We start from the raw sequence: 13,776 nt of genomic DNA on the forward strand, positions 1-13,776 counted from the left end.
TCAGGCTCCCGACGGCGCCGCCGGCGTGCCGCCGCGAGGCGGCGGGCCGTCCTGCGGGTCGCGTTCGTCGCGCTTCACGCGGAACCACGTCGCATACAGCGCGGGCAGGTAGAACAGCGTCAGCACGGTCGCACTCGTGATGCCGCCCATCAGCGCGGTCGCCATCGGCCCGAAGAAGTTCGAGCGCAACAGCGGGATCAGCGCGAGCACGGCGGCCGCGGCCGTCAGCGTGATCGGGCGGAAGCGCCGCACGGTCGCGCCGATGATCGCGTCAATACGCCGGTGGCCGGCCGCGATGTCCTGTTCGATCTGGTCGACGAGGATCACCGAGTTGCGCATGATGATCCCGAACATCGCGATCACGCCGAGCATCGCGACGAAGCCGAACGGCTGGCCGAACAGCAGCAGCGTGGCAACCACACCGATCAACCCGAGCGGTGCGGTCAGCACGACCATCAGCACGCGCGAGAAGCTCTGCAGCTGGATCATCAGCAGCGTGAACACGGCGATCGCCATCAACGGCATTTGCGCATTGATCGATTTCTGCGCCTTCGCGCTTTCCTCGACCGAGCCGCCGATGTTGATCTGATAGCCGACCGGCAGTTGCGCGCGCAACGTGTTCAGCTTGGCGTCGACCGCATGCGTGACGTCGATGCCCTGCGCGCCGGCGCGCACGTCCGACTGCACGGTGATGGTCGGCTGGCGGTCGCGTTCCCACACGACGCCGTATTCGAGCGTCGGCTTGAAGCGGCCGAGCGAGCCGAGCGGCACCGGGCCGTTCGGGGTCGGCAGCGCGAGGCCGGCGAGCTTCGCGGGATCGACTCGGTCGGCCTTTGGCGCGCGCAGGTCGACCGCGATCAGCTTGTCGCGCTCGCGGTATTGCGTGACGGTCGTGCCGGACAGCGTCATCGCGAGGAAGCTCGAGACGTCCTGCGACGTGACGTTCAGCTCGCGCGCCTTCTTCTGGTCGATCTCGAAGCGTACCGAACGCTCGGCCGGCTCGTCCCAGTCGAACTGCACGTTGACCGTGCGTGCGTCGCCGCGCATCGTCGCCGCGACCTTCTCGGCGATCGAGCGGACCGTCGCGATGCTGTCGCCGCTCACGCGGAACTGCACCGGATAGCCGACCGGCGGGCCGTTCTCGAGCCGCGACAGCCGCCAGCGCACGGCCGGGAACTGCTCGCGCAACGTGGTTTCGAGCCAGGTCGCGAGCTTCTCGCGGTCCTTCACCGAGTGCGCGGTGATCACGAACTGCGCGAAGTTCGGCAACTGAAGCTGCTGGTCGAGCGGCAGGTAGAAGCGCGGCGCGCCGCTGCCGACGAAGTTCACCGAATGATCGATCTCGGGGCGTTTGTCGATCACTTTCTCGAGGCGTTCGGTCTCGCGCAGCGTCGCCGCGAACGATGCGCCTTCGGGCAGCCGCAGGTCGACCAGCAGTTCGGGGCGATCGGAACTCGGGAAGAACTGCTGCGGCACGAGCGAGAAACCCATCATCGCCACGACGAAGAGCGCGCCCGTGATCAGCAGCACGACGAAGCGCCGCTCGATGCACCAGTCGATCCAGCCGCGCAGCCGCCGGTAGAAACGCGTGTCGTAGATGTCGTGCTCGTGGTCGTCGGGCAGGTGCGCCTCGTGCGCCTGCCGCTTGCGCTCGGGCAGCAGGTGGAAGCCGAGCAGCGGGATCAGCACGACCGCCGCGAACCACGACGCGATCAGCGCGATCGCCGACACCTCGAAGATCGAGCGCGTGTATTCGCCGGTGCTCGATTTCGCGAGCGCGATCGGCAGAAAGCCCGACACGGTAACGAGCGTGCCGGTCAGCATCGGGAACGCGGTGCTCGTATAGGCGAACGCGGCGGCGCGTGCGCGGGTGTAGCCCTGCTCGAGCTTCACGGCCATCATCTCGACCGCGATGATCGCATCGTCGACGAGCAGCCCGAGCGCGAGCACGAGCGTGCCGAGCGACACCTTGTGCAGCCCGATGTCGAACAGGTACATGAAGAGGGCGGTGACCGCGAGCACGACGGGAATCGAGATCACGACCACCATCCCGGTGCGCAGGCCGAGCGACACGAGGCTCACGACCAGCACGATCGCGACCGCTTCCGCGACGGCCTCGAGGAAGTCGTCGACCGAATGCGCGACCGCGTGCGGCATGCTTGATACCAGCGTCAGCTTGAGGCCGGCCGGCAGTTGCGCCTGCAGGTCCTTCGATTCCTCGTCGAGCGCCTTGCCGAGCCGGATCACGTCGCCGCCCGGCTGCATCGTGACGCCGATGCCGAGCACTGCCTTGCCGTTCGCGCGCATCTGCGTGACGGCCGGATCGTCGTAGCCGCGCGTCACCGTCGCGAGATCGCCGAGCCGGAACGTGCGACCGTTGATGCGGATCAGCGTGTCGGCGATCGCGCCGACGTTGTCGAACTGGCCGCTCGGCCGCACGAACACGCGGTCGTCGGCGGTCGTCAGCGTGCCTGCCGACGAGATGTCGTTCTGCGCGTTGATCGCCTGCCCGAGCTGCTGCGGCGAGATGCCGAGGCGCGTGAGCTGCGCGTTGTTGACCTCGATGAAGATCCGCTGGTCGGGGTCGCCGAAATAGTTGACCTTGCCGACGCCCGGCACGCGCAGCAGCACGGTGCGGAGCTGGTCGGCGTAGTCGTGCAGCTGCGCGGGCGTGAAGCCGTCGCCCTCGAGGGTCCAGATGTTGGTGTAGACGTCGCCGAATTCATCGTTGAAGAACGGGCCCTGCACGCCGGGCGGCAGCGTATAGCCGATGTCGCCGACCTTCTTGCGGATCTGGTACCAGGTCTCGGGCACGTCCTTCACGAGCGCCGAATCCTTCATCGTGAAGAAGATCAGCGATTCGCCGGGGCGCGAATAGCTGCGCAGGAAGTCGATGGCCGGCGTTTCCTGCAGCTTGCGGCCGATCCGGTCGGTCACCTGTTCCTGCACCTGCCGCGCGCTCGCGCCGGGCCAGAACGTGCGGATCACCATCACGCGGAACGTGAACGGCGGGTCTTCGGACTGCGCGAGGCGCGTGTAAGCGAGGATGCCCGCGAGCGTCGCGAGCGCGATCAGGTAGACGACCAGCGCCTGGTGGCGCAGCGCCCACGCCGACAGGTTGAAGCGGCCTTCTTCGTAGGAAACGCTCACGATGCGAAGTCCTCCGGATGCAGCGGCGCGATCGCGCGTACCTTCTCGCCCGCGCTGACCGTGTGCACACCCTGCAGCACCACGCGTTCGCCGGGCTGCAGCCCGTGCGACACCGTCACCGTGCGCTCGTTGAAGCGCGCGACGTCGACGCGGCGCAGCTCGAGCGTGTCGTCCTTCGTGCGTACGACCCATACGGCCGGTTGCTGGCCATCGTGGAACAGCGCGGTCGCGGGCAGCGTGATCGACGGCGCGGCGCCGGCGGCCGGCGCGCCGTCGAACGCGACGCTGGCCGTCATGCCGAGCTTGATTGCCGGATCGGGCGCGGCGAGCGTGAGCTTCACGCGATAGGTGCGGCTTTGCGGATCGGCGGCCGGCGCGATTTCGCGCACCTTCGCGGCGAACGAGCGGCCCGGCAGCGACGGCAGTGTGACGCTAGCCGCGTGGCCGGGCGTGAGCGACGCAAGCGCGGCCTCGGGCACGTCGCTGATCACGTCGACGTCGCCGGACCACGCGAGCTGGTAGACGGCCTGGCCGGCCGACACGTTCTGGCCGGTATCGGCCTGTTCGGCGGTGATGGTGCCCGCGTGATCGGCGACGAGCGTGGCGTAGCGGAGCTGGTTCTTCGCGAGCGCGAGCTGCTGCTGCGCCTGGTCGTGCTGCGCGAGCGCCGACGTGTAGCTGTTCTCGGTCTGCTCGAGCTGCGCGGTGGCGATCAGGTTTTCGCGCGCCTGCGCGCGATCGCGGTCGAGCTGCTGCTTCGCGAACGCGAGGCTGTGCGTCGCGGCATCGAGTTGCGCCTGCGCGCTCGCGGCGTTCTTCTCGACGTCGGACGGATCGAGCAGCGCGACGACCTGGCCGACCTTGACCGTATCGCCGAGGCGTACCTTGCGCTCGATGATCTTGCCGGCGATGCGGAACGACAGCGGGGTGGCATAGCGAGGCTGGATCTCGCCGGGGAGCGTGCTGGCGACGGCGGCGCCGTCGGCATGGGCGGGCAGTGCGACGACGGGGCGCGGCGCGGGCGGCGCGGATTCTTTCGGATGACAGGCGGCGAGGACGAGCGCGGCGCCGACCAACAGCGCGGCGCGGGAACCGGAGCGATTCACGAAACCCCCAGATGAGGTGAGAGCGAGAGCGGAACGAAGCCGGCAAGCGCGGCGGGCGCTTGCCCCGAGCGGCGCCGGGCACGGGCGCGCGGACACCATCTTTCAGAAACTGTGGCGAATTCTAATACACACCTGTATCTGAATGCAAAGATGAATCCGAAAGGGGATTGGTGCTAGACTGCGCGCCATGAAACCTCAGCGCTTAACCCGCGAGCAGAGCAGGGACCAGACGCGCGAACGTCTGCTGAATGCCGCGCATCGTATTTTTCTGAAGAAAGGCTTTGTGGCCGCGAGCGTCGAGGACATTGCGGCCGCGGCGGGCTTTACGCGCGGTGCGTTCTACTCGAATTTCCGCAGCAAGTCGGAACTGCTGCTCGAACTGCTCGCGCGCGACCATGATTCGGTGCGGGCCGATTTCGAAGCGATCTTCGAGGAAGGCGGCCCGCGCGAGCAGATGGAGTCGATGGCGCTCGCGTACTACCGGACGCTGTTTCGCGACGACGAATATTCGCTGCTATGGGGCGAGGCGAAGCTGCAAGCGGCGCGCGACGCGAAGTTTCGCGTGCGCTTCAACCAGTTCCTGCACGCCAAGCGGCTGCAGATGGCCGAGTTCATCCAGCGCTTCGCCGAGCGCGCGGGCACGCCGCTGCTCTTGCCGGCCGAGACGCTCGCGTTCGGCCTGATGTGCCTGTGCGACGGTGTGCAGTCGTTTTACACGGCCGATCCGCAGCATGTGTCGGCCGACTCGGCCGAAGCGGTGCTCGCCGGGTTCTTCGCGCGGGTCGTGCTGGGCCGCGCGCCGGACTGAGCGGGGCGGCGGGTGCACGGGCGTCGTGCTCGCCCGCGGCAGACGGCAGACGGCAGGCGGCATGCGATGAAGCGGTGCGGCGCGCGCCGCGCCACGCGCGTCAGCGCTCGCCCGTCATCCGCCGATACGCGTCGAGCAGCGACGTCTTGTAGACCACCCCCGCGAGCGTCGGCTCGGCCTCGCTCTCGATCACCGGCAGCCGTTCGCCCTGGAACGCCATGAAGCGTTCGAGCGCGGTGGCCAGCGGCATGTCGGGCGTGAGGAGCGGAAACGGCGTGTGCGCGTAGTGTGCGGCCGTCTTGTCGGTCGTGTCGCGCTTGTCGAGCAGGTCCGACGTGATGTCCTTCAGCGCGACCGCGCCGCGAAAGCGCCCGGCGTCGTCGGTCACGTACAGGTACTTCACCGGATATTCGAGGAACACGCGCGTCATGTCCGCGACGCTCGCCGAGAGCGGCACGACCGTCTGCGCGGGCTGGATCAGCTCGCGCATCTGCGTGGTGCGCAGCCGCATCCGCTCCTGCGCGTCCTGGTAGTGGTGCAGCGTGATCTCGTACATCGACGTCGTGCCCGTCGCACGGGCGACGAAATACGCGAACACGCACGACACCAGCAGCGGCAGCACGACCTGGTAGCTCAGCGTCATCTCGAAGATCATCAGGATCGCCATCAGCGGCGCCTGCGTGGCGCCCGCCATGAACGCGCCCATCCCGACGATCGCATACGCGAAGTACGCCGACGTATGGCCGGGCCACAGCGCTTCCATCACGAGCCCGAACAACGAACCGAACACCGCGCCGACGAACAGCGTCGGCGTGAAGACGCCGCCGATCGCGCCCGAGCCGGCGGTCGCGGCGGTGGCGATCACCTTGAACACGAGCACCGCGACGAGCGCCTGCCAGGTCCATGGCGAATGGAGGATATGGTTCACGACGCTGTAGCCGTTGCCCCACACGTCCGGAGTCCACACCGAGATCACGCCGACGACGAGGCCGCCGAGCGCGAGCCGCGCGGGCAACGGCACCGGCAGCCGCTTGAACTGGTTCTTCGACGCGTCGAGCAGGTGCAGGAACTGCGGCGCGAGCACGCCGCACAGCGCGCCGAGCACGACGAACAGCAGCACCTCGGGGCCGGTGACGGCCGGAAACACCGGCATCTCGTACGGCGGACGGTAGCCGACGAATTCGCGCATCACGATGTTCGCGACGACCGACGCGACGACCATCGGCCCGAAACTCTCCATCGCGATCGTGCCGAGCACGATCTCAGATACGAAGAAGGCGCCGGCGATCGGCGCGTTGTAGGCGGACGTGATGCCGGCCGCCGCCCCGCAGGCGACCAGCAGGCGCAGGCGCGGCGGGTCGAAGTGCGCGAAGCGGCCGACGAGCGACGCGGCGAGCGCCGCGAGCTGCACCATCGGGCCTTCGCGGCCGATCGAGCCGCCGCTGCCGATCGTCAGCAGCGACGACACGCTGCGCCACAGGCTCTGGCGGACCGGCACGATGCCGTTGCCGAGCGCGACCGATTCCATGTAGTCGGTCTTGCCGGCCTTCTTGTCGTCGCGCGTCGCGAGCAGCAGCACGCAGCCGGCGAGGAAGCCGCCCGCGGCCGGCATCCAGAACCGCACGTACCACGGCAGGCTCTTCGCCATCTGCACGAAGCTGCCGCTGTGCCCGGAGATCATGCGCTGCATCAGGTCGATGCCTTCGCGGAACGCCATCGTGGCAAAGGCGCCGCCGACGCCGACGATGGCCGACCAGATCAGCATCGTATGGGCGTCCGACAGGCGGAACAGCGTTTGGGCGCGAGTGCGCAGCTTCAGCAGGAACGAGAGCACGGCTGAACTGAAAGAAGGCGATGGAAAACGACGCGAAGCATAGCACTGCGCCGCGCCCGCGGAACCATCCCGTCGGGCGCGGCGCGCGAAGTGTCACGGGCGGGCAACTCAGCCAAGCCAGTGCTGCACGGCCCAGGTGATCCCGTAGCCGCCGGCGATCAGCCAGACGTACAGGATCAGGCCGGTCATCAGCGCACGGGGGCCGGCTGCGCGGATCTGCGCGACGCGGGTTTCGATGCCGAGCGCGGTCATCGCCATCGTCAGCGCGAAGGTGTCGAGCACGTTCAGCGTGTGCGTGACGTCGGCGGGCAGCACGTTCAGCGAGTTGACGATCACGAAGCCGAGGAAACCGAGCGCGAACCAGGGCACGGCCACCTTGCGCTTGCCTTGCGCGCCGCCGGCGGTGGCATGCGCCGAGCGGGCGAGCCACCAGCCGAGCACCAGCAGCACCGGCACGAGCAGCATCACGCGGGTCATCTTGACGATCGTCGCGACGTGCGCGACCTGCGGGCTGATGTCGCTCGCCGCGCCGACCACCTGCGCGACCTCGTGGATCGTGCCGCCGAAGAACAGGCCGAGGCCGGCCGGATCGAGATTCAGCAGCCCGGCGTGATACGCGAGCGGGTACAGGAACATCGACAGCGTGCCGAACAGCACGACACTGCCCACGGCCATCGCGCTCTGGTGCGGCTTCGACTGCAGCGTCGACTCGAACGCGAGCACGGCGGCCGCGCCGCAGATCGCGCTGCCTGCGGCGGTCAGCAAGGCGGAGTCGCGGTCGAGCTTCATGATCTTCATGCCGGCCCAGGTGCCGATCACGAGCGTGCTGACGACGACCAGTACCGACACCGTCAGGCCCGGCAGCCCGACCTGCGCGATTTCCTGCAGGCTCACGCGCAACCCGAAGAACGCGACCGCGATGCGCAGCAGCTTGCGCGCGGAGAAATTGACGCCGGCCGCCCAGCTGGCCGGCATGCCGTCGCGCAGCGCGTTGCCGTACAGCGCACCGGCGACGATGCCGACGATCAGCGGCGACAGGCCGAGCCCCGCGATCGCGGGAAGCTGGGACAGGCTCGTGACGGCGGCGGCGAACAGCGCGACGAACAGCACGCCGTTCAATTGGCCGCGCATCGACGGCGCGGCGGGGCTGAGATGGGGAGTCGGGGCAGTGGACATGGGAGCACCGTGATGGAGCGTGTTGCGATGCTGTAATCCTAATTTCGTTATATCGATATGAAAAATTGTGATTTGTGACGTAAACTATCCGGAAAGCCGATAATTCTTCCTCATGACCCCGGATCAACTGATAACGTTCGCCGCCGTCGCCGAACACCTGAACATCAGCCACGCCGCCGTGTCGCTGCATCTGTCGCAGCCGGCCGTGTCGGGCCAGTTGCGGCTGTTGCAGGACGAATTCGGCGAGCCGCTGTACCAGCGCGAAGGCCGCGGCATCCGCCTGACCCCGGTCGGCGAACAGCTCGCGCAGTACGCGAGGGCGCAGCGCGACACCTTTGCGCAGGCGCGCGCGTTTCGTGACGCGGTACGCGGCCTCGAGGCCGGCACGCTGCGCATCGGCGCGAGCACGACCCCCGCGAGCTACCTGCTGCCGTACTTGATCGCGGCGTTCCAGCCGCGCGCGCCACGCGTGGCGATCCATACGATGAGCGGCAACACGGCCGACGTGGTCGCGGCGCTGCCGTCGCTCGATATCGCGATGATCGAAGGGCCGCCCGGCGAGGCACTGCCGCCGGGCACCGTGGTGCATGCGTGGCGCGAGGACGAGATCGTGGCGATCGTGCCGGCCGGTCATCCGCTGGCCGCGCCCGAATATGCGCCGGGGGTCACGCTCGACGCGCTGGCGGCCCATCCGCTCGTACTGCGCGAGGCGGGCTCCGCCGTGCGGCAACTCGTCGAGCGCGCGTTCGCGCAAGGCGCGGCGCCGATGCGCGTCGCGTTCGAGATCGCGGGCGTCGAGGCGGTGAAGGAAGCCGTGCGGGCCGGGATGGGCGTCGGGTTCGTATCGGCGATGTCGCTGCGTCACGACGATGCCGCGCTCGTCCTGCGCTCGCTCGCGCCCGCGTCGCTCACACGCCACTTTTCCATCCTCGTGCCGCATGGCGGCGCGCCGTCGCGGGTCGCCGCCCAATTCCTCGAAATGAGCCTCGCGCACGACATCGCGTGAACGGCCGGATCCGGCCCGGGAACGCGCGATGCGAACCGTCAGGTGCGCGATTTCGTGATGCCCCATCTTAGGGATTTTCTCTATGGCGTGGGTCTGACGCGAAGCGCACCATCCGTCTCAAGCAAATGGAACCGGTTCCATTCCGGTGAAAAAGGGCAAAATGACAGATATCGTGATCGTGGCGAGCGCATTCGGGATGGATCGCGTGCGTCAGGAGGGCCACGGCGCATTCATCGCGACCGCGGCGGCATCCGGTGCGGCCGGCTTCGAGGTGCGGCGCGAACTGTTCGCGTCCGAAGCGGAAGCCGCACCCGCCGCGCTGGCCGCGCTCGGCGCGCAACTGGCGAGCCACGGGCTGTGGTCGGTCTATTCGACGCCGGCCAACCTGTACACGGAAACGGGTGCGCTCGATGCGGACGCGTTGCGCAGCGCGCTTGCGGAAGCCGACGCGCTCGGTGCGCGCTTCGTGAAATTCCAGCTCGGCGGCTTCGCCGGCGACGCGCACGCCGCGGACATCGTCGCGCTGTCGCGCGGCGCGCGGGCCCGTGTGGTGGTCGAGAACGGCCAGCTTCCGGTGGGCGGCGCGCTCGCGCAGTTCCGCGAGCTGTTCGCGGCGTTGGCCGCGGCGGGCACGCCCGATGCGCTCGGGATGACCTTCGACATCGGCAACTGGCAGTGGCCGGGCGAAGCGCCGCTTGACTGCGCGCAAGTGCTCGCGCCGCATGTGGAATACATTCATTGCAAGGCGGTCGCGGGCGAGGGTGCGCGCCGTTTCGCCGCCGCGCCAGCGCCGAACGACCCGCTCGTGACCGGCGTGCTCGCGGCGCTGCCGCGGCAGGCGCCGCGCGGTATCGAGTTCCCGTTCGACGCGGCCGACCTGGCGGGCGACGCATGCCGGCGCGTCGCGTGGCTCGCGACCGCGTGACGGCGGAAGGATCCTGGAGAGTTCATTCATGAAAGCAGCACTCGATGTCGTGACCTACGGCGAAGCGATGGCGATGTTCGTCGCGACCGAGCCCGGCCATCTCGCGCACGCGACGCAATTCACGAAGCGGATCGCGGGCGCCGACCTGAACGTCGCGATCGGCCTGTCGCGGCTCGGCTTCCGGGTCGGCTGGATGAGCCGTGTCGGTCGCGATTCGTTCGGCGGCTACGTGCTCGACACGCTGGCGCGCGAGGGCATCGACGCGTCGTGCGTGACGGTCGACCCGCGTTATCTGACCGGCTTCCAGCTGAAGTCCCGCAACGACGACGGCAGCGACCCGACCGTCGAATATTTTCGCAAGGGCTCGGCCGCGAGCCACCTGTCGTGCGACGACTACGTGGCCGACTATGTGCTCGGCGCGCGCCACCTGCACCTGACGGGCGTCGCGCCGGCGATCTCCGCGACGTCGTGCGAGCTCGCGTTCAAGCTCGCGCGCGAAATGCGCGCGGCCGGCAAGACGATCTCGTTCGACCCGAACCTGCGCCCGACGCTGTGGCCGTCCGCCGACGTCATGGCGAAGACGCTGAACGCGCTCGCGTCGCTGGCGGACTGGGTGCTGCCGGGCATCGCCGAAGGGCGGCAACTGACCGGGCACGACACGCCGGCCGACATCGCGGGCTTCTATCTGGCGCAGGGTGCGCGCGGTGTCGTGATCAAGCTTGGTGCCGACGGCGCGTACTACCGGACGGCCGACGGTCATGACGGCACGGTGGCGGGCGAGCGCGTGCAGAACGTCGTCGACACGGTCGGCGCCGGCGACGGCTTCGCGGTCGGCGTGGTCAGCGCGCTGCTGGAGGGCAAGACGATCGAGCAGGCCGTGGCGCGCGGCAACCGGATCGGCGCGTTCGCGATCCAGGTGATCGGCGACTCGGAAGGGCTGCCGACCCGCGCCGCGCTCGATCGATTCGAAAACGTCAGCAATCGCGCCGATCGCTTAGAGGAAACCTTCACCGCGCAATGAGAGGCCGGACACGGCACAATCCGCGGACTCTTTCGCCGTGCACGCGCACGGCAACGTACGGGACCGGGGCGCGCGCCGAAGCGTGCGTTCCGACACAGGAGACATTCTGATGGCCAACACACTTGCTGCCCGCCGCTGGTGGACGATCATGCCGATCGTCTTCATCACGTACAGCCTCGCCTACCTCGACCGCGCGAACTACGGATTCGCGGCCGCGGCCGGCATCAACCAGGACCTCGGGATCAGCAAGGGCCTGTCGTCGCTGATCGGCGCGCTGTTCTTTCTCGGCTACTTCTTCTTCCAGATCCCCGGCGCGATCTATGCGGAACGCCGCAGCGTGAAGAAGCTCGTGTTCGTCAGCCTCATCCTGTGGGGCGCTTGCGCGGCGCTCACGGGCGTGGTCAGCAACATCCCGTCGCTGATGGCGATCCGCTTCGTGCTCGGCGTCGTCGAGGCGGCCGTGATGCCGGCGATGCTGATCTACATCAGCAACTGGTTCACGAAGAACGAGCGCTCGCGCGCGAATACGTTCCTGATCCTCGGCAACCCGGTCACCGTGCTGTGGATGTCGATCGTGTCGGGCTATCTCGTGCACGAATTCGGCTGGCGCCACATGTTCATCGCCGAAGGCGTGCCGGCCGTCCTCTGGGCCGTGTGCTGGTGGTTCCTCGTGCAGGACAAGCCGGCCGATTCGCCGTGGCTCAACGCGCAGGAAAAGCGTGACCTCGACGCCGCACTCGCGGCCGAGCAGGCAGCGATCAAGCCCGTGCGCAACTATGGCGAGGCGTTCCGTTCGCCGGCCGTGATCAAGCTGTGCGCACAGTATTTCTGCTGGAGCATCGGCGTGTACGGCTTCGTGCTGTGGCTGCCGTCGATCGTCAAGAACGGCTCCGACCTCGGGATGGTCGCGACCGGCTGGCTGTCCGCGCTGCCGTATCTCGCCGCGACGATCGCGATGCTTGCCGCATCGTGGGCGTCCGACAAGGTCGGTTCGCGCCGCGGTTTCGTGTGGCCGTTCCTGCTGATCGGCGCGGCTGCATTCGCCGCATCGTACGCACTCGGCTCGTCGCACTTCTGGATTTCGTATGCGCTGCTGGTCGTCGCAGGTGCCGCGATGTACGCGCCGTACGGCCCGTTCTTCGCGATCGTGCCCGAACTGCTGCCGAAGAACGTCGCCGGCGGCGCGATGGCGCTGATCAACAGCATGGGCGCGCTCGGCTCGTTCGTCGGCTCGTACTTCGTCGGCTACCTGAACGGTGCGACCGGCTCGCCCGTCGCGTCGTACGCATTCATGAGCGCCGCGCTCGTCGCGGCGGTGATCCTCACGCTGTCCGTCAAACCCCAGGCGCGCGATACGCATTCGCTCGCGACGCCGCTGCAAGGAAAATGAATCAGATGAAGCCCCGTATCGTCGCGTACAAGCCGCTGCCCGATGACGTCCTCGCGTACCTGCGCGAGCATGCGGACGTCGTGCGGGCCGACGGCGCCGCAGCCCTCGCCGATGCACTCGGCGACGCGGACGGCGCGATCGGCGCGAGCCTGAAGGTCACGCCGCAGATGCTCGACCGCGCCCCGCGGCTGAAGGCGTGGTCGACGATCTCGGTCGGCTACGACAACTTCGACGTCGCGGATCTCACGCGGCGCGGCATCGTGCTCGCGCATACGCCGGACGTACTGACCGAGTCGACCGCCGATACGGTGTTTTCGCTGATTCTCGCGTCCGCGCGACGCGTGGTCGAGCTGGCCGAGTGGGTGAAGGCCGGCCACTGGCATCACAGTATCGGCCCCGACCTGTACGGCACCGACGTGCAGGGCAAGACGCTCGGCATCGTCGGGCTCGGGCGGATCGGCGGCGCGGTCGCGCGCCGCGCCGCGCTCGGCTTCCGGATGCAGGTGCTGTACGCGAACCGCTCCGCGCACGGGGAAGCCGAGACGCAGTACGGCGCGCGGCGCGTCACGCTCGACGAACTGCTCGCGCAATCGGATTTCGTGTGCCTGCAGGTGCCGCTGTCTGCGCAAACGCACCACCTGATCGGCGCGGCCGAATTCGCGAAGATGAAGCGCGGCGCGATCCTGATCAACGCATCGCGCGGGCCGGTGGTCGACGAAGCCGCGCTGATCGATGCGCTGCGCGCGGGCACGATCCGTGGCGCGGGGCTCGACGTGTTCGAGAAGGAGCCGTTGCCGGCCGATTCGCCGCTGTTGCAGATGAAAAATGTCGTCGCGCTGCCGCATATCGGCTCGGCGACGCACGAGACGCGCCACGCGATGGCGCGCTGCGCCGCGGAAAACCTGGTCGGCGCGCTGGCCGGCACGCTGCGCACGAATCTCGTCAATCCGGATGCGCTCGCGCACGCCTGAGCCGCGGCGGGTAGCGGGGCGGGCACCGGTCGATGGTTGGCCGGTGGTCGGCCGATAGGGGCCGGCTTCGTTAGAGTCGATGGTCTTGGTGCCGGAGCGCTGGCTGCGTTATGATCGCCCGCGTCGCATCGACGGCCCGGCAACGCTGCCGGCGGCGTCCCGCGACGGGTATCCGCGCCAGGTCCGGTGCGGCCGACTGCTTTTGCAGGTGACCGGGGCGGGTGCCGACGCGCCGGCGCCGATCGGCAGAAGCAGGGGATCAGCGTAAGCTCAAGCATCAACGCTGACCGACTGCGAAGCATGGGATCCGCGTAAGTGCCGAAGCGCTGGAGCGCTACCGCGGGTCGACAGGAGATTCCACCGGGTGGCTTACGTTTCCAACAACAAAG

The 13,776-nt window shown here is 68.4% G+C and carries 10 protein-coding genes; 6 read left to right on the plus strand and 4 right to left on the minus strand.

Annotation, left to right across the window (positions count from 1 at the left end; genetic code table 11):
* Together HWX39_RS33405 and HWX39_RS33410 are read right to left on the minus strand one after the other, a co-directional pair.
* Positions 1-3,150 carry an efflux RND transporter permease subunit gene (locus HWX39_RS33405; protein WP_175971836.1) on the minus strand — a complete coding sequence of 1,050 codons (3,150 nt, stop codon included), beginning with the start codon at positions 3,148-3,150 and terminating at the stop codon, positions 1-3.
* Entirely contained in the window at positions 3,147-4,256 is a 1,110-nt protein-coding gene (locus HWX39_RS33410) for an efflux RND transporter periplasmic adaptor subunit (protein ID WP_175971837.1), read from the minus strand. Before HWX39_RS33410 ends, HWX39_RS33405 begins: the two co-directional genes overlap by 4 nt.
* A gap of 187 nt (positions 4,257-4,443) precedes the next feature.
* Between HWX39_RS33410 and HWX39_RS33415 the strand changes: the two genes are divergently transcribed.
* On the plus strand, positions 4,444-5,064 hold the full coding sequence (locus HWX39_RS33415) for a TetR family transcriptional regulator (RefSeq protein WP_175956151.1): 621 nt from the start codon (positions 4,444-4,446) through the stop codon (positions 5,062-5,064).
* Between the two features lie 100 nt (positions 5,065-5,164).
* Here HWX39_RS33415 and HWX39_RS33420 read toward each other — a convergent pair whose 3' ends face one another.
* Positions 5,165-6,898, minus strand: a complete 1,734-nt coding sequence (locus tag HWX39_RS33420; protein ID WP_175971838.1) for a ClcB-like voltage-gated chloride channel protein — start codon at positions 6,896-6,898, stop codon at positions 5,165-5,167.
* Between the two features lie 108 nt (positions 6,899-7,006).
* Positions 7,007-8,074 (minus strand): YeiH family protein, encoded by a 1,068-nt coding sequence (locus tag HWX39_RS33425; RefSeq protein ID WP_175971839.1) that lies wholly within the window; start codon positions 8,072-8,074, stop codon positions 7,007-7,009.
* A 112-nt stretch (positions 8,075-8,186) separates the two neighbouring features.
* Here HWX39_RS33425 and HWX39_RS33430 point away from each other — a divergent pair, with 112 nt between their 5' ends.
* From HWX39_RS33430 to HWX39_RS33450, 5 genes are all read left to right on the plus strand, one after another.
* On the plus strand, positions 8,187-9,080 hold the full coding sequence (locus HWX39_RS33430; RefSeq protein ID WP_175971840.1) for a LysR family transcriptional regulator: 894 nt from the start codon (positions 8,187-8,189) through the stop codon (positions 9,078-9,080).
* 160 nt (positions 9,081-9,240) lie between these two features.
* On the plus strand, positions 9,241-10,005 hold the full coding sequence (locus HWX39_RS33435) for a TIM barrel protein (protein WP_175971841.1): 765 nt from the start codon (positions 9,241-9,243) through the stop codon (positions 10,003-10,005).
* A gap of 28 nt (positions 10,006-10,033) precedes the next feature.
* The gene (locus tag HWX39_RS33440; protein WP_175971842.1) at positions 10,034-11,026 is read left to right on the plus strand and encodes a sugar kinase; all 993 of its coding nucleotides are present in this window, start codon (positions 10,034-10,036) and stop codon (positions 11,024-11,026) included.
* A 109-nt stretch (positions 11,027-11,135) separates the two neighbouring features.
* Positions 11,136-12,416 carry an MFS transporter gene (locus HWX39_RS33445; RefSeq protein ID WP_175971843.1) on the plus strand — a complete coding sequence of 427 codons (1,281 nt, stop codon included), beginning with the start codon at positions 11,136-11,138 and terminating at the stop codon, positions 12,414-12,416.
* A gap of 5 nt (positions 12,417-12,421) precedes the next feature.
* On the plus strand, positions 12,422-13,387 hold the full coding sequence (locus HWX39_RS33450) for an NAD(P)-dependent oxidoreductase (RefSeq protein WP_175971844.1): 966 nt from the start codon (positions 12,422-12,424) through the stop codon (positions 13,385-13,387).
* The last annotated feature ends 389 nt before the right edge of the window (positions 13,388-13,776 follow it).

This window comes from Burkholderia sp. BCC0322 (assembly GCF_902833045.1).
GTDB lineage: Bacteria > Pseudomonadota > Gammaproteobacteria > Burkholderiales > Burkholderiaceae > Burkholderia.